Consider the following 22,073-nt stretch of genomic DNA (forward strand, 5'->3'; position numbering starts at 1 on the left):
AATTACTCAGCTTCAGAGTCTCCGTTGCCGGTACCTAAAACATCTTCAAGTTTTTCTTTTAATACTTGTGGAGTAAAAGGCTTAACTATATAATTGTTTACCCCTGCTTTTAAGGCAGTAATCACCTCAGCCTTGCCCCCTTCGGTAGTAACCATAATAATAGGCATATCTTCATATTTTTTTTCTGCTCTTACTTTTTTAACAAGCTCTAAGCCATTCATCTCAGGCATATTCCAATCAGTAATTAGAATTTTAATATCTTCGTTTTTTTCAAGTAAATCCCAAGCTTCAACTCCATGTTCAGCTTCAAGAACATCATTATGTCCGAGTCTTGTTAGGGTATTTTTTATAATCCTTCTCATAGTAGAACTGTCATCAACAACTAACAATTTCACAATTTCGTCCTTTCAAAATTTTCATAAATTTTATATATTGTATCCTTTTTAGCCTTATTAATCAAGTTTCTAAAAAATTTTAAAAGTGAATTATAGCATTTTTTACTATATTTTTGTTTAATTTTTTTTATAAAAATGATTGTTTTTTAATTTTTTAATCCAAAATTTCATAAAGAATTTCAGTAAAATCAAACTTTAATATATTAAAATAATATTAATTACCATCTTTATTATGATTAAATTCAGGAACTATTTCTTTTAAAATTTCAGCTATATTTTGGCAATCTTGCAATTTTTTAATATAATCATTTAAAATTTGAATATCCATCTTTTCATTTTTAGCAACAAAAATACTCTCATATTCTGTCTTTGCATCATTCTCATCGATTAGCAATTCTTCAAAAAGCTTTTCTCCACGTCTTAAACCTGTGATTTTTATCTCTAAGTCTTCTCGGTTGGATAGAATAAGCATTTTTTTAGCCAAGTCCATAATCTTAACCGGCTCGCCCATATCCAGCACAAAAAGCTCACCTCCTTTTGCGATAGCTCCAGCTTGCAAAACAAGCTGCACTGCTTCACTTACTAGCATAAAATAACGCACTATATCAGGGTGAGTTAAGGTTAATGGCTCATTATTTGCAATTTGAGCTTTAAATTTAGGTATCACACTTCCACTTGATCCTAAAACATTTCCAAAGCGCACACAAGAAACTTCAAAATTTTCATCACTCGAATTTAAGGTATAAAGCTCACATACTCTTTTAGTGCATCCCATGATATTTGTTGGACGTACCGCCTTATCTGTACTTATCATAACAAATTTTTTTACTTTATTTTTTTTAGCTACATCGCATAGAGTTTTAGTACCTACGATATTATTAAGCACAGCAGAATGCGGATTTTGCTCACAAAGAGGCACATGCTTATAAGCAGCTGCATGCAAGATCAATTCAGGCTTATACTCCTTAATAATCTCATCTAAACTTTGCTCGTCTAAAATACTAAGCAAAACAGGGGTAATTTTTTCTTTATATAAGCTTAAATCTTCATTAATCTTATAAAGATTAAATTCGCTATGATCAAGCATTATAAGATGTTTTGCACCAAATTTAATACACTGCTTACAAAGCTCACTTCCTATAGTTCCGCCTGCGCCACTTACCAAAACTACTTTATCTTTTAAAAATGAAGCCACAGCACTATCATCTAAATCTTTAGGTTTTCTAGCAAGCAAATCTTCTATGCTGATATCTCTTGCTTCATTTCTTGTAAAAGAAAAAATCTTAACATCACTGATTCCATAAGCAATAAGCTCTTCAAACAAAGCTTTAAGCTCAGCTTGATCTAGTTTTAAAGCTATAATAGCAGTTTTAACACCTTCATTGACATAATCTTTAATTTTACTTTTATCTTCAACGATAAATTTATCGCAATATGTTCCTATAAGCTCTCTTCTAGCATCTACAACACCCACAGGAAAAAGACCCAAAGAGCCTTCCTTTGCTCCCTTTAGCAAATGCAAAGCCTTTGAAGTAGCACCCACCACTATACAAGGAGTTTCTTCTTCTTTTGCGCGGGAAGGCTTAAAGTCTATAAGCATTCTTTTAGAAATTCTTAAAGTGCCTACAAACATATAAGAAAGAATAAGATCAATACCTATAACCGAACGCGGGAAAGGATTGAAAAAATCATCGTAAAAATAAAAAATCAACAAAAAACAAATTTCAGCCAAAACCAAAGCAAAAAATATCTTTCTTGCTTCACTTAAGGAAAAAAACCGCCATGCCACCTTATAAATTCTAAAAATAAATAAAAAAGCTATTTTTAAAACCAGTAAAATAAGTCCCGCTTTAATCATACCCTCATAAAAAATACTAGGAATTTCCCCGCTAAAACGCAAAGAAAAAGCTAAAAATATAGAGAGTATAAACAAAAATGCATCAAAACATAAGAAAAAAATCAGCCTTTTGCTTTTATAAAAATCCATCATCAAGCCTTTACGCTCTTGATAATAAGTTCTGAAATTTCACGCACATTGTCTTTACTCATCGCTGTGCCACTTGGCAAGCATATCCCTTTTTTAAAGAATAACTCACTATTGCCATTTACATAAGCCTTGGCACCTTTGAAAACCTCTTGAGTATGCATAGCTTTCCAAAGTGGGCGTGTTTCAATTTGCTCTTTTTGCAAATCTGTTATAAGTTTTGAAATTTTTGGATGCAAAATCAAGTCTTTTTGCGAAATTTCTATACATTTTTGATAAGCATTCATTTCGTTTTTATCAAAATCAATCAAAGCCGTGCTTAACCAGCGATTGCTTCTTGAATTTTCAAGCTCATCTAAAAAGACAAAACTATCACCTAAAAATTCTTTATACCACTCATAAATTTCTCTTTTTTTTAGCACTCTTTGTTCTAAAACTTCCATTTGCGCCACGCCAATAGCGCCTAAAACATTACTCAAGCGGTAATTATAACCATAATCTAAATGTTCATAATGCAAACAATTTTCCCTTGCCTGAGTGCTGTAAAATCTCGCTCTTTCGATTTTTTGCTTATCTTTACCTATAAGCATACCACCGCCTGAAGTGGTGATGATTTTATTTCCATTATAAGAATAAGCTCCAAATTCTCCAAAAGTTCCTAAAGCCCTACCCTTGTAAAAACTTCCCAAAGCCTCGGCGGCATCTTCGATTAAAATAATATTTTCTTTTTCGCAAATTTGGACGATCTCATCCATTTTGGCCGCATTGCCATAAAGATGAGTTAAAATCAAGGCTTTTGGTTTTTTTTCGCTCTCTTTAATAGCAAGCTTTAACAGATCAATATCTATATTAAAAGTCTCATCACAATCAATAAAAACAGGTTTTGCCTTAAGATAGCAAATAGGAGCCACTGAAGCAATAAAAGTAAAAGATGAAGCTAAAACAATATCATCTTGCTCCACTCCTGCTACTCTTAAAGCCAAGTGCAAAGCGGCCGTAGCTGAATTTAGCGCCAAAGCATTTTCGCATTGAGCGTAATCTTTAACACTTTCTTCAAAACGATTTACAAATTCGCCCAAAGGAGCTATATAATTGCTTTTAAATACTTCTTCTATATATTTTAACTCATTGCCACCCATGTGCGGAGGAGAAAGAAAAAACCTCATTTTTTATCCTTTATTATAAACAGTGATTTTACTAAGATGATGTATTTTATCTAAAATAATTTACTAAGTATCAAACATTAAAAATTCTTTTGCAATCAAAGCTTATTTTTATTATATCTTAAGATTAAAAGTAATTTTTTAAGGATTAAAATATCTACATTCTTTTTGCAGGCACTCCCACAAAAACACCCTTTTCGCTTTGACTTTTCACTAAAGTCGCCCCACCCCCTAAAATGCTATCATCTGCCAAACTTAAATTTGGCAAAACACAAGAATTAATCCCTAAAAAACAATTTTTGCCAATTTTGACATTTCCTGCACACTTAGCCCCAACGCTTATATGGGAAAACTCACCCACCTCACATTCATGCTCTATCACGCTTGAAGTATTTAAAATCACGCCTTTTTTGATTTTTGCTTTTGCATTTACTACCACATAAGGCATTATTAAAATTCCAGCATCTTCTGCTATATCCGCACTTTGGCTAATAATCGCACTTTTGTGGATAAGATTTACGATCTTAAAGCCACTGTCTGAAATTTGGTTAAAAAGCTTTTTTCTTATTTCATTATTTCCAATAGCTATGAAAATATCATATTTTGGCAAAGAGCTTTCAAATTTTTTACCCTTAAAATCATCTAAAAAAATACATTCTTTATAGCCCAAATTCGTAGCGACATCAGCACAAACAAGCCCATGTCCGCTCGCACCATAAATGTAAATTTTTTCAGTTCTTGCCATTAAATTTCTCCGTTGTAACATGACCTTCTTTGCTTACTCCGCTTCTTTTTAAAACCTTTAAGGCTGTTAAGAACATGATTTTTAAATCTAGTAGAAAAGAAATATTTTTTACATAATACACATCAAGTTCAAATTTTTTTTGCCAAGAAATCGCATTTCTACCATTTACCTGTGCCCATCCTGTGATACCAGGACGCACTTTATGGCGGAGTTTTTGCTCTTCATTGTAAAGGGGTAAGTATTCTACTAAAAGAGGTCTTGGACCCACAAAACTCATATCACCCTTTAATACATTAAAAAGCTGTAAAAGCTCATCTAAGCTTAAACTTCTAACAATCTTCCCAAAAGCCTTCAAACGCAACTCATCACTTAAGAGCTCGCCCTTTTCATCTCTTTCATCACTCATGGTTTTAAATTTATAAATTTTAAAAATTTTTTCATTTAAACCTGGACGATTTTGAGTAAAAATCACACTACCTTGAGTTATTTTTAAAAGCAAAGCAGTGATTAAAATAAGAGGCGAAAAAAGCACCAAAAGAAACAAAGCCAAAACAAAATCAAAAATTCTTTTTATCCATTTCTCATACATTTTTAATCACCCTATCATAAAGTTCTAAATAACGCTGCGCGATAACATTTTCATCGTATTGTAAAGCATCCTTAGCTGCATTTTTACCTAGATTGATTCTTAAACTTTCATCTTCTAATAAAACTTGTATTTTTTCTATTAAATCTTTACTATCTTTGGTCTTAGCCCAAAGCCCATCATAAGCATTTGAAATTGCCTCAACACAACCCTCACAATCACTTACTACAATAACTTTGCCACAAGCTTTCGCCTCTAAAACACTTACTGGAAATCCTTCTTTATAGCTTGGCAAAACAAAGATATCGCAATTTTGCAAAAGTTCCACTATATCACTTCTAGCACCCAAATAAAAAACCTTGCCTGAATTTAAAAATTCCAAACTCGCACAAGAAGGATTATCATCTCTTCCGCCCACTAAAACAAAATTTGCCCTATCTTTTAAATACTCTGCACTTTCATAAAATTCTTTTACACCTTTATGCCACAAAGCCCTAGCTATCATCAAAACAATAGGCTTTTCATCAATTTTTAAATTTTGCCAAAAAGCTTTTTTAGCTTCTTGCTCCACTCTCATAGGAAAGAATTTTTTAAGATTGATACCCACGGATTTAATCACGCAAATTTTATTTTCCTTAAGTCCTAAATTTCGCATAAAATCCGCATTAGCTTGATTTACAAAGATGAAAGAATCAGCGATTTTAAAACTAAGTTTATAAAGAGTATTGATAACAAAACGCACTAAATTTGCTTTAAAACCCTTGTCTATATAAAAAGATCCAAGTCCCTCAACAAGACCGATTTTATAAGGAATTTTGGCATATTTTGCAGCTATTAAACCAAAGGTATTGCTCTTATGAGCTCCACTTTGCAAAAGATCCAAATTTAAGTTTTTTAAAACATTTTTAAGATGTAAAAAATTTTTAAAAACAATTAAAGGATTTAAACTCGCTCTTGAAAGCTCATAAACAACGATATTTAAATTTAAAGCCTTTAATTTTTCGGTATATTCATCTTGTGGCACTATGACAAAAACCTCATCTCCTCTTGCAATCAAAGCTTTAATTATAGGCAATCTAAAATGATATATACTTGCTCCTGCGTGAGTTAAAAAGCCTACTCTCATTGTAAAAACCTTTAAATTTTGAGTTTAAAAACTTTTGCATCTCTAGCATTAATCACTAAATCATACAAATTTTTATCATAATTTCCAAGGAAAAACATTTGCACATAAGCACTATTAAACATAGTTTTATCCATTAAAATAAACTGAGCATAAGGTATGGTGCTATCTTTAAGATAAAAAATATAAAATTGAGCCATATCATCAATAGGAGTGATTTTATATTCACCTTGTTTGATAGAATTAATCTCTATGATACTATTTACGGATATAGTACTATTATTTATTTTAAAACTTCTAAAATCATCACTTAATGCAATACCATTGCTAAGATAAATTTCTCCATTTTTAACATCAAGTGGATAAGCTGCACTAAAAGTAAAAGGTTTATTTATCTCACCTGTCTCCAAATCCACAAAAGAAAAACTAGCCACAGTTGAAAAAATCAAAGACATTCTAGCTGGCATATAGATATACACATCGCGTGTTTTTGGCGTATTGATTTTAAAATCAGGCTTGGAAAGCGAAGCTAAAAACAAATCCACATTATTTTGATTATAATCTTTCATCATGGCTTGTAAAAGATCATTTTTTAAAATATCATTTAAAGGGGCGTAAAAACTTTTTTCTGTGTATTCTACACTAAGTCTTGCCATATTTGCAGCAGCCACTTGATCTTTACTTAGAACAAAAGATGGGAAAAAATTATCCTTGCCTAAATGCTTACCCCCATCAGCCAAAGTTTTGACATCGCTGTAATACCTAATAGGATATCCATAATCCCACCAAGTTACTACATAATCTTCTCTTTGTGCAATTTTTTTAAGCTCATCTAATTTCGTAGCCTCATTTTGAGAAAAAACAGTTGGTGCTTTATAATTGTTGATATGATAGAACATAGGAATTAAACTTAAAAAAGTAAAAATAAAAACGCCTATATTGGCCCACCAATAGGTATTATTGTTTTTTTGTTTTCTTTCTTGCAAAAGACTCATTAAAAAACCAAATCCAAGTGCTAAAACAGGTACTGCATAAATAGTAAAACGAAGTCCACTCTTAAGTGCTAAAAATCCTAAAGCTAACATCGGCAAAGCCAAAATCATACTTTTATGTTTTCTAACAAGGAAAATAAAGCCGATTAAAGATACAAAAAATACAAGCTCGCTTCCGCTAATCCTTTGCATAAAAATACTTAAATCTATACTTTCTACCTCTTGTATGGTTTGATTTACATTAAAATACATAAAACCTTGAGCCAAATTTGCACTCTCATCGCTTCTAAAAATATAAAATTTAAGTTGATAGAGTATAGGATCAATTCCACCGCTTAGTATCAAAAATACCAAAGTTGCCAAACCTAAAATTCCAAGCAAAGCAAAGCTAAAACGCTTATTTTGCAAAACAAAAAGACTAAAAAGTATGACAATGATGGCGCTTTGATAAAACCAAGCTATATTTGAAAGTGTGATAGAAGCTAGGATAATAGCCATATAAATCGTTTTTTCTTTTATATGAAAAACCAAGGTATAAATAAAGAAAAGTCCTAGTAAAGCAACATTTAAAGTATAGCTTGATGGATACCACCAAAGATAAATTCCTACAAACAAAGGCAGTGTTATTAAAGATAATAAATCTTTTTTCAAAATCAGCCTTATCATAAAGAAAACTATCATCATTGCAAGAACTATAACAAGCATATCAGTATCATAATATCCGCTCATCGTGCGATTATAATAGCTATTAGCTATACTGGCTAGCAATGCTGCAACAAACCCCATTAAAGGGCGTTTGTATTCATTAGCAATCAAAATCAAAGGTATAACCACCAAAGAAGATAAAAAAGTACTGATATATATAAAAATGCTTTCTAAAGAAAAAGGAGTTATTTTATAAAACCAATATGTGAGCGTTGAAAGCGAAGAACCATAATAACTCAAATCATTAGGTTGATGAAAACCCGCTATCATATCTCTTGCACCCTCTGCAAAAGCATATCCATCATTTGAGATAATCATAAGCTCGTTATTGAAAAAATATTCATTAAACTCACTTGCCCAAAAAATCCAATAAAACCTACATAAAACACTAAAGACATACGCTAAAATTATAAAAGCCAATAAAATAAAAGTTGGGTTTTTAAAGTATTCTTTTTTTAACATATCTTATCCTAATAAATATTTTAAAGCATTGCGTGCGATTTTTGCTTTATCAAAATCAAGAGCCCTATCCTTGGCCTTTTTCTTATAAGCTTTTCTTAAATTTTCATCCTCGAGCATTGTTTTTAAGCCCATAAACATAGAATTTTCATTATTTACTTCTACTAAAAGTCCAAATTCATCATCTCCAAAAAGCTCTCTTGCACCACTTCTATGATCAGTGCAAACCACCGCACAGTCACAAGCTAGACTTTCGATTAAAACATTTGAAAAACCCTCAAACACAGAAGCAAAAGCAAAAAATTCACACTTAGACATATATTTGTAAGGATTATTATCAAAGCCCAAAAGCAAAACTTTATCTTCTAAATTCAAGTCTTTAATCAAAGCCAAAAGCTCATCTTTTAGCACTCCCTCGCCTAAAATCACAAGCTTTAAATCTGTTTTTAATCTCGCATAAGCACGGATAAGCAAGGCATGATTTTTACCCTCATCAAGCCTTCCCACGCTTAAAATAAATTTATCCTTTAAGCTTATATCTTCAAGTGCTTTTTGTTCTATTTTTTCCAAATCTATAGCATTGTATAAAATTTCACATTTTGCTTTGTCAATTTTAAAATTACACAATAAATCTTCTAAATTTCCCTTAGAATTAGGCAAAATCAAATCAGCCCTTGGGTAAAGCAAAGTAATCAAAAGTTTATTGGCTAAAGAATTGAAATTGTTTTTAGCATACATCACGCTTGGAGTGGTACATTCGTTGATTACAAGGCGAGTTTTGTTGCCAAATATTTTTGCCATCAATGCAATATAATTAGGCCTATTTAAAAAAACAAATTCTGTATCGATATTTAATTTTTGGCAAAGTTTTTTATATTTTAAAGCTAAAAAAGGAAGTTTTAAAAATTTTAAAATAGGATTTTCACTAGGTTTTGAACGCTCTAAAAAATGGATTTTGCATTCAGAAATTTCATAAGAAATTTTATCATTCATTAAAATCAAATGCACTTCAAATTTCAAACTTAAAATCGGAAGTAAAGTTGCCACTACTCTTTCAGCACCCCCACTTCCTAAAGAATAAATAAAAATCGCTAATTTTTGCATAAAGCCACCCGAATTTTTGATAGTTTTTCAATCATTTTACTTGGAATTATACTTAAAGTAAGTAATATCAAAGCAGGAGCATTGATTTTAATGCTCAAACTTTTAAACAAACAATGATAAAGTGCTTTATAATTTGCACTTAATTTTGCATAATACGCTGCCATTTTATAATAACTCGCACAAGTTTTTCTATAATCATCATCCCCAGAAGCTTTTAACTCATTTTCTAAAATTTTCGCAAGCTCTAAATACCCCAAATGCACCCTATGAGCATTTTTACTCGCTCCTAGCGTGACACTATCTTTTCTAAAAACACGATAAATTCTAAAAGCTTTATGGATATAAAAACTTTTTTCTTCGTATAAATTCACCCAAAGCGTGGCTTCGTTGCCATAAAATTCCTCGTTAAAACGCTTATTTTTAAGCAAAGAAGCCTTAAAAACAGAAAAAAATTCCCCACTAAAACGCTGCATTAAAAAATCTTTCTTAGAAATTTCATCCTCTTTTTGCAAACCTCTACCGCTAAACTCATCACTTAAAATTCCTTCTTTTTCTATAAGGCAATTTCCAAAAACATGAGAATAACCCTCATCTACTTTTTGCATTAAAACACCCAAAGCATAGGGTAAAAGCTCATCATCATCATCTAAAAAGGTTATAAATTCACCACTTGCTTTATCCAAGCCATTGTTTTTATTGCCATTAGGGCCTTGTTTGTAGTTTTGATTTAAAAAATACTTAATGCGTTTATCACTTTTTTGCAAATTCTCTACAACGCTTTTAGTATCATCACTAGAATTATCATCGCTTATAATGATTTCTAAGTCTTTAAAGTCTTGATTTAAGATACTCTGAACTGCCTTTTGAAGTAATGAAGAACGATTAAAAGTAGGAACTATAACAGAAAGTTTAGGCATTTTTAACCTCATCAATAAGCTCAAGCCATTGCTTTTTAATATGAGAAATTTCAAAATCTTCACATCTTTTTTTAGCATTTATAACGATATTTTTTCTTAGTTGCTCATCTTTTAATACAAGCTCAAGCTTTCTAGCCAAAGCTATTTCATCATCACAACCCACTAAAAATCCATCCTTATTATCGTTAATTAAGTCCTTAGCTCCATTATAATAAGAAGTTGAAATTCTACACACTTCAAAATACAAACTCTCGATCAAAACCGTTGGCAAACCCTCAACAAAAGAACAAAGACAAAGTACTTTAGCCTTTTCATAGAGCGCTTTTACATTTTCAACACGCCCTAAAAACTTCACTCTTATGCCTAAAGATTTTGCCTTATATTCAAGCTCTTGTCTTAATTCCCCATCACCAGCCACAACAAATTCATAATCCTCTTGCAATTTTTTATCTAAATGCACTATGGCTTTTAAAAACATTTGAGGGTTTTTATTTTGATCTAAACGACCTATAAAAAGTACCAAATTTTCTTTTTCAAAATGCTCATTTAAAGAAATTTCTGTGCTAAAATGACAAGGATTAGGCAAAAGTTTTACCCTTTTTACAAATTTTTCATAATAAATTTTATCACTACTTCCAAGCACGGTCAAAGCATCGCAAAAAGGATAACTCAAGCGTCTTAAAAAACGCCAAATTTTAGATTTTAAATAAGCTTCATTACTATGTTCGCTTATGATTAATGGGGTTTTTAATCCTATCTTAGCAAAAATACAAGCAATATTTGTCGTATCTAAAAAAGAGATAAAAACATCGCTTTCATTTTCTTTTAAAGCTTTTCTTAATGCCAGATATTTTTTAAAACGGCTTGCGATTTTATGATATAAAGTGTCAAATCTAAATTGCTCTAAAGTTATAAGTTTGATATTTTCTTCAAGTTTATAAAAAGAATCGCCCACATGAAATTTGATGATACTTACTTCATGCTGAGTGCAAAGCGCATTTGCTAAAGTCGCTAAAACACGCTCAGCACCTCCTGAATTTAAAGTGGCTATGATAAAAGTTATTTTCACTTTTTATCCTCCTTAAAAAGTTTGCCATGTTCTAAACGATAGATGCTATCACAACGCGTGATGGTTGAAAGACGGTGCGCAATAATAATCATGGTTTTGTCTTTAGAAATCTTATAAATTTCATCCATAATCCTTGCTTCGCTTTCAGTATCAAGCGCAGAAGTAGCCTCATCAAGAACTAGAATTTCAGGATCTAGGTACAAAGCTCTTGCGATGGCTATACGTTGCTTTTGTCCACCGCTTAAATTACTCCCACCATCGCCTACTTTTGTTTGTACTCCTTGGGGTAAATTTTTCACAAAATGTTCTAAATTAGCTTGCTTAATCACCCTTTGAAGTTTTTCTTCATCTACTTCATCTCCAAAGCTGATATTTTTAGCAATGCTGTCATTAAAAAGATAGATATTTTGCGGGATATAACCTATTTTTTGGCGATAATTCTTAACATTTTTCATATTTAATTCATTTTTATCTACAAGCACCCTACCCTCTCTAGGACTTAAAAGTCCTATGATTATATCCACTAAAGTGCTTTTTCCACAACCACTTTCTCCTATAAATGCGATCTTTTCGCCTTTTTTTATACTTAAATTTAAACAAGTAAATAAATTCTTTTTGTCTTTATATCCAAAACTTAAATTTTCTAGTCTTAATTCTTTATCAAAATCAATTTTTTCTTCACCCAAACTCTCTTCTTTTTGCTTTAAAATTTGATAAATAATATCTAAAGAAGAGCGATAATAAAGTAAATCATGATAGCTTGTAATGATACGATTTGCACTTGGCATCAAGCGATAAAGCGCTAAAACAAAAATGGAAACAGTCGCTAAAATTCCGGATATATCGCTTTGATTTTTAAATACTAAAAAAACCACTATAAAAACAAGTACACAAAAGCCAACCCCTTCAAGATAAATTCTTGGCATGGCACTTACGCTTTCATTGGTGATATTTGCCTTAGCAAAAATCTCGCTTTGAGTTTTAAAAAGATTTAAAACGCCATCTTCTTTGGTTTTGAGCTTTATTAATTTAAAATTATTTAAATTTGTATTAAGAATTTCAAAAAAATTCTTCATCGCTTCTTCGCGTTTAAGACCTGCTTTTTTAACGATAGGACTAAGAACTTTGATCAAGATAAAAGCATTTATAATCATAAAAAGACTTAAAAATAAAGTGATTTTATAATTTACTAAAAGCATGAGAGTGTAAAGTAAAAGCACGACAAAAATTTCACTCATCATCAGCAAAAATGATGAAATCATAGTGCTTAGATTGTAAACTTCTCCGGTAATAGACTTTAGAATTTCGGATTGATTTTTTTGAGTAAAATTTTCATAATCTGTATTTAAAAATTTTGCAAAAACTTTATAAGCGATAGCATGATACCTACCCTTTGAAAAGCGGGCTAAGAGGTGAAAATAATAACTATTTAACAAAGCGCGCAAAACATAAAAGACAATAAGCACAACACCAAAATAAACTATAATCTCAAAAACAGGTAAAGCAAGATAGTCTTTAAGCTGGATTAAATACTTATTTCGATCAAAATAAGAAAAATCACTAGCCAAAGTAATAAAAGGCATCACTAAAGAAATAGCAAAACTTTCTATAAAAGAAATAAAAACCGAAAAAAGCAGTAAAGAGAATAAAAATTTTTTATCCTCTTTACTCAAAATAAAAAATATTTTTTTTAGCACTACTTTTCCCAATCAAATGCAGATTTGCAAATAAGATCCAAATCATCAAATTTAGGCTGCCAAGAAGTAAGATTTCTAATCTTGCTTGCATCAGAAATCAAAACTGAAGGATCACCTGCACGGCGTGGGGCAAGCTCGACTTTAAAATCCACCCCACTTACTCTTTTCATCGCATCAATAACCTCTTTTACACTAAAACCATGACCATAGCCCACATTAAAAATATTGCTTTCATTATTTTCTAGATAATCCAATGCCGCCAAATGAGCACTTGAAATATCATCTACATGGATAAAATCTCTTATACAAGTGCCATCTTTTGTATCATAATCATCACCAAATATAAAAAGCTTATCGCGTTTTCCTGCTGCGCATTCTGCTGCTACTTTGATAAGCAAAGTCGCTTTAGGATAGCGCTGTCCTAATTTATAATCCATACAAGCACCTGCAACATTAAAATATCTTAAAATACAGTATTTAAATTCAGGATGAGCCATATTTGCATCACGCAAAACCTCTTCACTCATAAGCTTGCTGCGTCCATAAGGATTGATAGGTGCTAAAGGACTATTCTCGCTTACAACAGGGGTTGTAGGTTCGCCATAAGTAGCTGCTGTAGAAGAAAAGATAAATTTACCCACCCCTGTTTGGATACAAGTTTGGATTAAATTGGTTGTATTAATCGTGTTATTCATATAGTATTTTAAAGGATTTTGCATGCTTTCAAACACTTCAATACTCGCTGCAAAATGCACCACTGCATCAAATTTTTCCCTTTCAAAAAGTGCTTTTACGCCTTCAAAATCACTTAAATCTTGCTCAAAAAATTTAAATTCTCTTATATTTTGCAAATCATCAATAGCAATTTTAGAACCCTTAGAAAGATTATCTAAAACGCAAATTTCATGATTTGTTTTTAAAAACTGCCTTAAAGTATGAGAGCCGATGTAACCTGCACCACCACTAATAAGAATTTTCATTTTTTACCTCGATGATTTAAAATTAAAAATCAATTTTAATATATTTATTTTAACGATTAAATTTTCATCTTAGAAATTTCATTTTCACAAGCTTTACAAAAAATTTCCACATAGGCACGATTTGCTTTTTTTGCTTTTAAAAATTCACTCATAGAATTTAAAAAATAAGCATAATCCTCATCGCTTACATTACCCTTGATCAATTCGTATTTTAAAAAAAGCATATAGGTGTTTAAAACATCACTTTCGCAATACTCGTGAATTTTTTCAATCTTATCTTCATAATAAAGCTTCATCACCTCATCGCCATGCACATCGTATTTACCTGGTAAATCTGCCATAGCACAAATCGTATCAAGCTTTAAACCCCTTGTCGAACCAAAACTTTCAAACAAATCACAATGTTTTAATTCTGAAAATCTAGTTTTATAATTATTCCACTTATCACTTTGTGTATCAAGATAATTAGCCGCTTTGATATTGTATTTTAAAGCCCTTAAAACAAGTAAAGGCATATCATAATTTTTACCATTAAAACTGACTAATTTTGGCTCGTATTTTTCAATGAAAGCAAAAAAATTATGGATCATTTCTTTTTCATTTTCTCCATCGATTTTATTTACTTTTATAAATTTTCCATAATGATCGCTAATAACTGCGCAAATGCTTACGATCTTATGATAAGGCAAGGGTAAAAACTCACTTCCGCTTTGCTCTTTTTGCCACTCTAGCGCTTTTAAGCTTACTTCTAAATCTTCTCCTTCAAAAGCCAAAGTTTTGTGAATTAAATCCGTATCTGGGATGCTTTCACAATCAAAAATGCAAATATAACCTTCATTTTTCATCATTTTTAACCTTTTTTCAAATAATTTTGCTAAAATCATAGCAAAAATTTAAAAATTTTAGGTTTTAATGAAAATAGCAATCATTCGTTTATCAGCCCTTGGGGATATTATCCAAAGTGCTGTGGTTTTACAATTTATCAAAAAATTTAAAAAAGATATAGAAATTCATTGGTTTGTGGATGAAAAATTTGAAGGCATACTCAAAAATCATCCCCTAATCGATAAACTTTATGCTTTGCCTCTAAAGGACAAAAAAATCATTCAAAGTTTAAAAATACTTTTAGAGGCTAGAAAAAATAATTATAATGCGGTTATGGATCTTCAAGGGCTTGTAAAATCGGCTATTGTGAGTAGAATTTTAAGTAGAAATAATTTTGGTTTTGATAAAAACAGCCTTAAAGAAAGCTTTGCGCATAATTTTTACAACCAAAAATTAAACATAGATTATAATGAAAATGTTTTTGTAAGATATCTGGGTCTAACTTCTTTCATGCTGAATAAGTATTTTGATCCTAAAGATCTAGCTTTTAAAGAAGATGTTTTTAGCGTGGATGAAAAATTAAAACAACTCTTAAGCGAAAAAATGCAACTTACAAAAAATAAAAAAAACATACTCATCCATGTGGGATCAAGTGAAGAAAATAAAATCTATCCTAAAACCAAGCTTGCACTACTTTGCAAACTCATCATCAAAGAATTTCCTGAAATAAAAATTTTCTTAGGCTGGGGCAATCTTAAAGAATATGAATTTGCTAAAGAAGTCATAGAGCTAGGCGCTATAAGTCAAGACAATATAGAAATAGCTCCTAAATTTAGTCTTGAAGAATTGATAGTTTTTACAAAATCCATGGATTTAATCATAGGAAATGATAGCGGCCCAACGCATCTAGCTTTTGCTTTAAATAGGCCTTCTATAACCATCTTTGGTGCAACGCCAAGCTACCGCAATGCTTTTAAAACCAATATCAATAAAATTATCGATACAGGTAAAAAAATCACAAATGCAAAACATCTTGATAAAAGCGACTTTTGTATAAGTACTATCGAAGAAGAGGATATCTTAAAACTTGTCAAGGAACTTTTCGGAGATGAATAAAGATTATCTTTACCTTAGTGCTTATTATATACTTAAATTTTTAGTCTATACTATGCCTCATTTTATTTTAAATTTCCTTGCTTTTTGTGTTTCAAAGATCGTTTTTAAACTCGATAAAAAACATAGAAAAATCATAGATATAAATTTAAAACTTTGCTTTCCCTATAAAGATGAAAATGAAAGAAAAGAACTTGCTTTTAAAATTTATAATAATTTTGCCAAATTTGGATTAGATTGCATTAAAAACCAAAACACAAGTAAAGAAAAAATTTTAGCTAAAGTCGTCTTTGACAATGAAGAAATTTTAACCCAAGCCTTAAAGGAGCAAAAAGGGGTGATTTTCGCTACTGCTCATTATGGAAATTGGGAGCTTTTAAGTCTTGCTTATGCTGCTAAATTTGGAGCGATTTCCATAGTGGGTAAACAACTCAAAAGTCAAAGAATGACCGAACTTTTAGCTAAAAATCGCACTCAATTTGACATAGAACTTATCGATAAAAAAGGTGGACTTAGAAAAATGTTAAGTGCTATTAAAAACAAGCGTGCACTTGGCATACTTACAGATCAAAATTGCACCGATAATGAAGGGGTTAGGCTTGATTTTTTTGGTAAAAGAGTAAATTATCAAGCAGGAGCTAGCATCTTAGCCAAAAAAACAGGGGCTTTGATCATACCTGCTTATATTTATCAAGGAGAGGATGAAAAATTTCACATTAAATTTTTCAAAACCCTTGATCCTTTAAACTCTAGCCTAGAAGAACTTACAAAATACCAAGCAAAAACTTGTGAAGAAATGATCCAATTTAAGCCTGATGAGTATTTTTTCTTTCATCGTCGTTTTGCAAGCTATGATGAAAAACTTTACAAAGGTATCAAATGAATCTTGAAAAAATAAGCGTTATCATCATAGTTAAAAATGCTCAAAATACCCTCTTTGAATGTTTAAATTCTTTAAAAGAATTTGGAGAAATCATACTTTTAAACAATGAAAGCACCGATGATACCTTAAAAATTGCCAAAGAATTTCAAAAAGATTTTACGCATTTATACATTTACGAAAGCAAATTTATAGGCTTTGGAGCTTTAAAAAATCTTGCTTTAAGCCATACTAAAAATGAATGGATTTTAAACATAGATGCGGATGAGATTTTAGAAAACGAAGCCAAAGAAGAATTAAAAAAACTTGAATTTAAAGAGCAAAATATCCTAGCTTTAACGCGCAAAAACCTTTACAAAGGAGAATGGATAAAAGCTTGTGGCTGGTGGCCTGATCATGTTTTAAGAGTGTTTAATAAAAAACATACAAAATTTAATGAAAATTTAGTCCATGAAAGCTTAATCTTACATCCAAATACTCAAAAGGTTTATCTTAAAAATGGACTAAAGCATTTTGCTTTTGAAAGTATTGATGACTTGCTTGACAAACTTCAAAAATACTCCAAGCTTTGGGCTTTGCAAAATTTACACAAAGAAAGTGGAATTTGCAAGGCTTTGGTGCGTGGGTTTTGGACTTTTTTTAGAAATTATGTTTTAAAAAAAGGAATTTTTTACGGATATAAAGGCTTTATCATAAGTGTATGTAATGGTTTGGGAGCTTTTTTTAAATATATGAAACTATATGAGCTAAAAAAGCAAAAACCAAAAACTTGTGCCCTAATCATCACAACTTATAATCAACCCAAACGCCTTGCTTTAGTACTCGATAGTGTAAAAAATTTAAATCCTTTGCCTAATGAGGTTTTAATAGCAGATGATGGAAGTAAAGAAGATACAGCAAAACTTATACAAGAATATCAAAAAAATTTTCCTTGTGTATTAAAACATATTTGGCAAGAAGATAAGGGCTTTCGTGCTGCAGCAAGTCGCAATAAAGCCATCAATGCTTCAAATAGCGAATATATTATTTTAATCGATGGGGATATGATTTTGGAAAAAAGCTTTATCGCCGATCATTTAAATTTTGCTAGATTAAAAACTATCTTACAAGGTTCTAGAACTATTTTAGACGAAAATGAAAGTAAAGAGATTTTAAAAGGTAATGATTTTAAACTAGCCTTCAACAAAAAAAAATTAAAAAATAAAAAGAATGATTTTTTAGCTTGCCTGATCTATAATTTTTCAAAAACTAATAAGAATTTTTTTAAAAAATCATATCTTGTAAAAGGTAGCAAAACTTGCAATATGAGCTTTTATAAAAGTGATTTTGAAGCCATTGAGGGATTTAATGAAAAATTTGTTGGTTGGGGTAGAGAAGATAGTGAGTTTGTAGCTAGATTTTTATTTAATAATGGCTTATTTAGACGCCTTAAATTTAATGCTTTAGCTTATCATATATATCATGAAGAAAATAGCAAAAATATGCTAGAAAGCAATCATCAAATTTATCTAGATACTATAAAAAATAAAAAAGCGACTTGGAGATAATATGAAAACTGTAGGCATAGTAATCCCTATCTATAATGTAGAAAAATACTTAAGAAAATGCTTAGAAAGCGTCATCAATCAAACTTATGTTAATTTAGAAATTATACTTGTAAATGATGGTAGCACCGATGAGAATTCATTGAATATAGCTAAGGAATATGCCTTAAAAGACAAAAGAATTACTTTATTTGATAAAGAAAATGGGGGACTAAGTTCAGCTAGAAACACAGGGATAGAATTCTTTTACAAAGAGTATGAAACTCATTTTTCAAATGAAATTGATGGTTTTTACACCTTTACCGTTGCAAATGAAAATCCGCAAAATGTTTATAAAATTTACAAAAATAAAAATACTTTTATAGAAAAAAATCTAGAAGCTCCTGATATTGATTATTTAATTTTCTTAGATTCTGATAATTCTTGGGAATTAAACTGCATTGAAGAATGTGTCAAACGAATGCAAGATATTGATATATTATGGTTTGATCATCTGTGTGTTTATGAAAAAGGTATTGAAGATAAAGGACAAAAAACAAGAATGCAAATTTTCTCCTATAAAGAAGAATGCATTATAAACCCAAAAGATTATGCTAAAAGAGCTTTAGAGGTTGGGTCAAGAGATATTTCTTTTAGTTGGGGTGGGATGATTGATTTTAATTTTTTAAAGAAAATTAAACTTAAATTTGTAAATTATATCATCAATGAAGATATACATTTTGGTATGATTCTTTTTGCAAGCGCCAATAAGATTTATGTTCTACCAAAAAGACTTTATAAATGCTTACTTAGATCAAATAGTATTTCAAACCATGATAAAAAAGTAACAAAGGCTAACATTTCTCATTATTTTAAAAATATTTATGAAGCTTTTGATGAAGATGCGAAGTCAGCTAAAGAATATTTAAGACTAGCAAGTAGGGTAATTACTGTTTTAAAACTTATAGACTTTTTTCAAGGTAAAAAAGAAAATGAAAACAGCAAGGCTATAAAAGAAATCTTTCTACCGTTTTATGCCAAAAAAGCATTAAAATTTAAAAAAGTTAATAAAGATCCTTTAAATCTTAAAAATGAACTGGATAAAATCAAGCCCTTTGTAAAAAATATTTTACCCTACGATGCTTGGAAAATCCTTCAGAAAATAAAAAATATCTTTAGTTAATTCCTTGTATAATAATTTTATCTATCATGGAATCTTTTTTAATAGTCCTAAAATGCGTAAGCTTGTGTAAAAAACTTTGTTGTTGAATCTCTTGCCAAAGCTTACTATCAAATTTATTTTTGGCATAAAATTGCAATAAATGGCATTCTATATCACTCATATTTTTATAAGTATTGTTTGAATAACCATACTTTTTTAAAAGCTCGAATATAACATGCAATACAAAATAATAATGATTGGTTATATTTTTTTCTTTTTGCCAATAATTTATTAAAATATCTCGCAATGCTGAAATAAAATGGGAATTGCTCTTAGCAATTATAAAACTACTAAGCATTTTAACCATAAAATCTTCATTCCAATTAAAATAACCATAAGAAAAATATGGACTTTTTATAATTCTTTTTAATTTTTCTCTACTAGGTCTATTTCTTGCCCTTTCAAAAGCAAAAAATTCCCTTGCTCTTAAATTTAGTGGAATTTTATCACTTAAAAATATGCTCGCATCACACCAAATTCCACCGTAAGTTGCTAGCAAAGACACTCTTAAAAGATCAGAAAAAAATACTATAGTTTTTTCTCCAAAAGTTTTTTGTTTGATTTTTTCTAATACAAAATCTGGGAAATCTAAATAATCTTTTATATTTTCTTCGTTTAAAATAATAATCTTATATTCATCTCCCATTTGTCTTTGCACTGATTTAAAACATTGTCTTATCATATCACTTGCATTTTCTTCACCTTGAAACCATAGTTGCCATATGATTTTATCATCTTTAAAATCTTGCTTTTTTTTAAAAATAAATGGAGCAATTTCACCTTTTAAAAAGGGTTGTATATAATTTTCATTTAAATATTTACTTACTTTTGGATGCTCTATTTTGTAAGCTATATGAGCTCTTAATTTTCTTCTTAAAGGTTTTATAGGGATTAGATTGCTCAACTTATATGTTGTATTGTTGTATAAATTCATAGTTTTAAACCTTTTTTTGTTATGCTTTCAAAAAATCAATCAAAGGTTTTATGTATTCATGATCTAAATCATAATGATCTAAACATATCTCTTTTGTTCCACTTCCGCAAGCTTGATTGTAAGCATATATGAGATTTTTATTCAATTCTTTTTCATTCAAGATTGTCCCTTTATCCTTAAGACACTTACTATATTCTTTAAAACAAGTGATAAAATGAGGATATTTTGCTATTTTTGTTAATAAAATTTCAATTTCTTTATTGTCTTTATTGTTTGGAAATAAAAATATTTTTATTTTTTCATTTTGTAAATTTTTTAATTGTTGTTGCAAATTTTCTTTAGTTTTTTGATAATCATCATCCGCATCAAAAATTATACAAATCTTTTCGATTCTCATATCACTTATATCTTCTTTAATTGATTTTAAATCAGAAGAAGAGAGATTATTGCCTCCTATTGGGATGGTTTCAAATTCATCTATTTTAAGATTTTTACATAATAAATCCAAAAAAATTTTATCACTTTTTCCTTCTACATAAATTTTAATCACTTGTTTTACCTTCTAAGCTCTATGCCATTATTTAGCAAATCTTTTAATTGTTCCGATTGATAGTGCTTGCAATAAACATTTTCTTTATATCTATATATATTAAATACACCTAAATCTTTAAATTCTTTTTCATTTGCCACTTTTTCAACACTGGATAAAAACTCTAAACTATGAGTAGATATAAACATTTGAATATTATTCTTTCTACTAAGTTCTATCAAAGATTCTATAAGTTTCTTGGTCGTTTTATAATGCAAACCATTTTCTATTTCATCTATAAGAATATAATTTGCTTCATTAGAAACTAAAGCACATATGTAATTAAAAAATTTTATAAAACCATAACCAAATATTTTAAGTGGAACTTTTTGATTAAAATCTAAACTTTTTATGAGAATTTCTCCATTGATTTCTTCTACATCTTTTATATTTTCATCAAAAATCTGTAAATATTTAACTAATTTTTCTTCTTTATTAGCCATACGGATATTTCTTAAAAAATAAATAGACTCAAAAGAAAATATATTAACTGGAAAATAAATAGCGTTGCTTTTATTGACATATTCTTTAGCTTGATATTGTCTTTCAACAACTCCTGTTTTTTCCTCTATATTTTTAATTTCTCTTATTGTTAAAATATTTTCTTGCTCGTTTTTTTGACATTTATGATTAAAATGTATTGTTATATCTTTATTTTCATTTAAATTATCTGATATTGAAACAATAGATGATTGCATCAAGGATATTTTTAAGGACAATAAGATGTCTTTATTTAGTCTTGTAAATATATTTATCTTTTTATTTAAATCAAAATTATTAAATACAAATTGAATATTTTTTTTATTTAATGGAAAATTTCTAAATACATCATAACTATAAATGAAATTTTTTATGTAATCTTGTGATAAAAGCAAATAAATAGCTTCTAAAATACTTGATTTACCACAATTATTTTCACCTGTAAATATATTGATATTTTTAAATTTATCAATTTCTAATTCTTTTATAAGTTTATAATTTTGAATTTTGATATTATCGATCATAAATTATTCTACCTTAAAAATCAATGTTTTATACTTTTATTTTAGTACTTAATTAATTTTTTAT

20 protein-coding genes are annotated in these 22,073 nt (G+C 29.7%); 4 read left to right on the top strand and 16 right to left on the bottom strand.

Annotated elements, in window-relative coordinates:
* Window positions 1-2: 2 nt before the first annotated feature.
* The 13 genes from KAR67_RS03000 to KAR67_RS03060 all read right to left on the bottom strand — a co-directional run bounded on the left by KAR67_RS03000 (window position 3) and on the right by KAR67_RS03060 (window position 14,767).
* Entirely contained in the window at window positions 3-395 is a 393-nt protein-coding gene (locus KAR67_RS03000) for a chemotaxis response regulator CheY (RefSeq protein ID WP_002777196.1), read from the bottom strand.
* Window positions 396-609: 214 nt separating this feature from the next.
* Window positions 610-2,382: a UDP-N-acetylglucosamine 4,6-dehydratase (configuration-retaining) gene (gene pglF / locus KAR67_RS03005; protein WP_002777199.1), complete on the bottom strand. Its 1,773-nt coding sequence runs from the start codon at window positions 2,380-2,382 to the stop codon at window positions 610-612.
* A gap of 2 nt (window positions 2,383-2,384) precedes the next feature.
* A complete protein-coding gene (pglE, locus tag KAR67_RS03010; protein ID WP_002777202.1) occupies window positions 2,385-3,545 on the bottom strand; it encodes a UDP-N-acetylbacillosamine transaminase in 1,161 nt (386 codons plus the stop codon).
* Between the two features lie 154 nt (window positions 3,546-3,699).
* A complete protein-coding gene (gene pglD, locus KAR67_RS03015; RefSeq protein WP_002780649.1) occupies window positions 3,700-4,287 on the bottom strand; it encodes a UDP-N-acetylbacillosamine N-acetyltransferase in 588 nt (195 codons plus the stop codon).
* On the bottom strand, window positions 4,274-4,876 hold the full coding sequence (pglC, locus tag KAR67_RS03020) for an undecaprenyl phosphate N,N'-diacetylbacillosamine 1-phosphate transferase (protein WP_002777206.1): 603 nt from the start codon (window positions 4,874-4,876) through the stop codon (window positions 4,274-4,276). The genes pglD and pglC overlap by 14 nt, the downstream gene beginning before the upstream one ends.
* A complete protein-coding gene (gene pglA / locus KAR67_RS03025) occupies window positions 4,869-5,999 on the bottom strand; it encodes a N,N'-diacetylbacillosaminyl-diphospho-undecaprenol alpha-1,3-N-acetylgalactosaminyltransferase (protein ID WP_002777209.1) in 1,131 nt (376 codons plus the stop codon). Before pglA ends, pglC begins: the two co-directional genes overlap by 8 nt.
* Before the next feature lie 11 nt (window positions 6,000-6,010).
* Window positions 6,011-8,155 carry an STT3 domain-containing protein gene (locus KAR67_RS03030; protein WP_002787735.1) on the bottom strand — a complete coding sequence of 715 codons (2,145 nt, stop codon included), beginning with the start codon at window positions 8,153-8,155 and terminating at the stop codon, window positions 6,011-6,013.
* A 3-nt stretch (window positions 8,156-8,158) separates the two neighbouring features.
* Window positions 8,159-9,256, bottom strand: a complete 1,098-nt coding sequence (locus KAR67_RS03035; protein WP_002786294.1) for a glycosyltransferase — start codon at window positions 9,254-9,256, stop codon at window positions 8,159-8,161.
* Window positions 9,244-10,173 carry a glycosyltransferase family 2 protein gene (locus KAR67_RS03040; protein WP_002777213.1) on the bottom strand — a complete coding sequence of 310 codons (930 nt, stop codon included), beginning with the start codon at window positions 10,171-10,173 and terminating at the stop codon, window positions 9,244-9,246. The genes KAR67_RS03035 and KAR67_RS03040 overlap by 13 nt, the downstream gene beginning before the upstream one ends.
* Window positions 10,166-11,242 (bottom strand): glycosyltransferase, encoded by a 1,077-nt coding sequence (locus KAR67_RS03045; RefSeq protein WP_002787737.1) that lies wholly within the window; start codon window positions 11,240-11,242, stop codon window positions 10,166-10,168. Before KAR67_RS03045 ends, KAR67_RS03040 begins: the two co-directional genes overlap by 8 nt.
* Window positions 11,239-12,939 (bottom strand): ATP-binding cassette domain-containing protein, encoded by a 1,701-nt coding sequence (locus KAR67_RS03050; protein ID WP_192801054.1) that lies wholly within the window; start codon window positions 12,937-12,939, stop codon window positions 11,239-11,241. Before KAR67_RS03050 ends, KAR67_RS03045 begins: the two co-directional genes overlap by 4 nt.
* Window positions 12,939-13,919: a UDP-glucose 4-epimerase GalE gene (galE, locus tag KAR67_RS03055; RefSeq protein ID WP_139865541.1), complete on the bottom strand. Its 981-nt coding sequence runs from the start codon at window positions 13,917-13,919 to the stop codon at window positions 12,939-12,941. The genes KAR67_RS03050 and galE overlap by 1 nt, the downstream gene beginning before the upstream one ends.
* Before the next feature lie 56 nt (window positions 13,920-13,975).
* Window positions 13,976-14,767 carry a 3'-5' exonuclease gene (locus KAR67_RS03060; protein WP_031263840.1) on the bottom strand — a complete coding sequence of 264 codons (792 nt, stop codon included), beginning with the start codon at window positions 14,765-14,767 and terminating at the stop codon, window positions 13,976-13,978.
* Window positions 14,768-14,831: 64 nt separating this feature from the next.
* Between KAR67_RS03060 and waaC the strand changes: the two genes are divergently transcribed.
* Genes waaC through KAR67_RS03080 form a run of 4 tightly spaced genes read left to right on the top strand, consistent with a single transcriptional unit; the run spans window position 14,832 to window position 19,443 of the window.
* Window positions 14,832-15,860 (top strand): lipopolysaccharide heptosyltransferase I, encoded by a 1,029-nt coding sequence (gene waaC, locus KAR67_RS03065; protein ID WP_002787741.1) that lies wholly within the window; start codon window positions 14,832-14,834, stop codon window positions 15,858-15,860.
* The gene (locus KAR67_RS03070) at window positions 15,853-16,740 is read left to right on the top strand and encodes a lipid A biosynthesis lauroyl acyltransferase (protein WP_002777219.1); all 888 of its coding nucleotides are present in this window, start codon (window positions 15,853-15,855) and stop codon (window positions 16,738-16,740) included. Before waaC ends, KAR67_RS03070 begins: the two co-directional genes overlap by 8 nt.
* On the top strand, window positions 16,737-18,284 hold the full coding sequence (locus tag KAR67_RS03075; RefSeq protein ID WP_192801055.1) for a glycosyltransferase: 1,548 nt from the start codon (window positions 16,737-16,739) through the stop codon (window positions 18,282-18,284). Before KAR67_RS03070 ends, KAR67_RS03075 begins: the two co-directional genes overlap by 4 nt.
* Window position 18,285: 1 nt before the next feature.
* Entirely contained in the window at window positions 18,286-19,443 is a 1,158-nt protein-coding gene (locus KAR67_RS03080; RefSeq protein WP_057040220.1) for a glycosyltransferase family A protein, read from the top strand.
* Here the strand turns inward: KAR67_RS03080 and KAR67_RS03085 are convergent.
* Genes KAR67_RS03085 through KAR67_RS03095 form a run of 3 tightly spaced genes read right to left on the bottom strand, consistent with a single transcriptional unit; the run spans window position 19,436 to window position 22,009 of the window.
* Window positions 19,436-20,416, bottom strand: a complete 981-nt coding sequence (locus KAR67_RS03085; protein ID WP_002814732.1) for a capsular polysaccharide synthesis protein — start codon at window positions 20,414-20,416, stop codon at window positions 19,436-19,438. The genes KAR67_RS03080 and KAR67_RS03085 overlap by 8 nt on opposite strands.
* 19 nt (window positions 20,417-20,435) lie before the next feature.
* Window positions 20,436-20,966: a DUF3226 domain-containing protein gene (locus KAR67_RS03090; RefSeq protein ID WP_002799664.1), complete on the bottom strand. Its 531-nt coding sequence runs from the start codon at window positions 20,964-20,966 to the stop codon at window positions 20,436-20,438.
* A gap of 5 nt (window positions 20,967-20,971) precedes the next feature.
* Window positions 20,972-22,009: an AAA family ATPase gene (locus KAR67_RS03095; protein WP_002799665.1), complete on the bottom strand. Its 1,038-nt coding sequence runs from the start codon at window positions 22,007-22,009 to the stop codon at window positions 20,972-20,974.
* Window positions 22,010-22,073: the final 64 nt, after the last annotated feature.

The organism is Campylobacter sp. JH32 (assembly GCF_017846535.1).
GTDB classification, from domain to species: Bacteria; Campylobacterota; Campylobacteria; order Campylobacterales; family Campylobacteraceae; genus Campylobacter_D; species Campylobacter_D coli.

Coding starts and splice junctions, on each gene's coding strand:
- pglC (WP_002777206.1), bottom strand. CDS start 4,876: ATGTATGAGAAATGGATAAAAAGAATTTTTGATTTTGTTTTGGCTTTG.
- waaC (WP_002787741.1), top strand. CDS start 14,832: ATGAAAATAGCAATCATTCGTTTATCAGCCCTTGGGGATATTATCCAA.
- pglA (WP_002777209.1), bottom strand. CDS start 5,999: ATGAGAGTAGGCTTTTTAACTCACGCAGGAGCAAGTATATATCATTTT.
- KAR67_RS03035 (WP_002786294.1), bottom strand. CDS start 9,256: ATGCAAAAATTAGCGATTTTTATTTATTCTTTAGGAAGTGGGGGTGCT.
- KAR67_RS03040 (WP_002777213.1), bottom strand. CDS start 10,173: ATGCCTAAACTTTCTGTTATAGTTCCTACTTTTAATCGTTCTTCATTA.
- KAR67_RS03060 (WP_031263840.1), bottom strand. CDS start 14,767: ATGATGAAAAATGAAGGTTATATTTGCATTTTTGATTGTGAAAGCATC.
- KAR67_RS03085 (WP_002814732.1), bottom strand. CDS start 20,416: ATGAATTTATACAACAATACAACATATAAGTTGAGCAATCTAATCCCT.
- KAR67_RS03070 (WP_002777219.1), top strand. CDS start 15,853: ATGAATAAAGATTATCTTTACCTTAGTGCTTATTATATACTTAAATTT.
- pglF (WP_002777199.1), bottom strand. CDS start 2,382: ATGGATTTTTATAAAAGCAAAAGGCTGATTTTTTTCTTATGTTTTGAT.
- galE (WP_139865541.1), bottom strand. CDS start 13,919: ATGAAAATTCTTATTAGTGGTGGTGCAGGTTACATCGGCTCTCATACT.
- KAR67_RS03075 (WP_192801055.1), top strand. CDS start 16,737: ATGAATCTTGAAAAAATAAGCGTTATCATCATAGTTAAAAATGCTCAA.
- pglD (WP_002780649.1), bottom strand. CDS start 4,287: ATGGCAAGAACTGAAAAAATTTACATTTATGGTGCGAGCGGACATGGG.
- KAR67_RS03095 (WP_002799665.1), bottom strand. CDS start 22,009: ATGATCGATAATATCAAAATTCAAAATTATAAACTTATAAAAGAATTA.
- KAR67_RS03030 (WP_002787735.1), bottom strand. CDS start 8,155: ATGTTAAAAAAAGAATACTTTAAAAACCCAACTTTTATTTTATTGGCT.
- KAR67_RS03080 (WP_057040220.1), top strand. CDS start 18,286: ATGAAAACTGTAGGCATAGTAATCCCTATCTATAATGTAGAAAAATAC.
- pglE (WP_002777202.1), bottom strand. CDS start 3,545: ATGAGGTTTTTTCTTTCTCCTCCGCACATGGGTGGCAATGAGTTAAAA.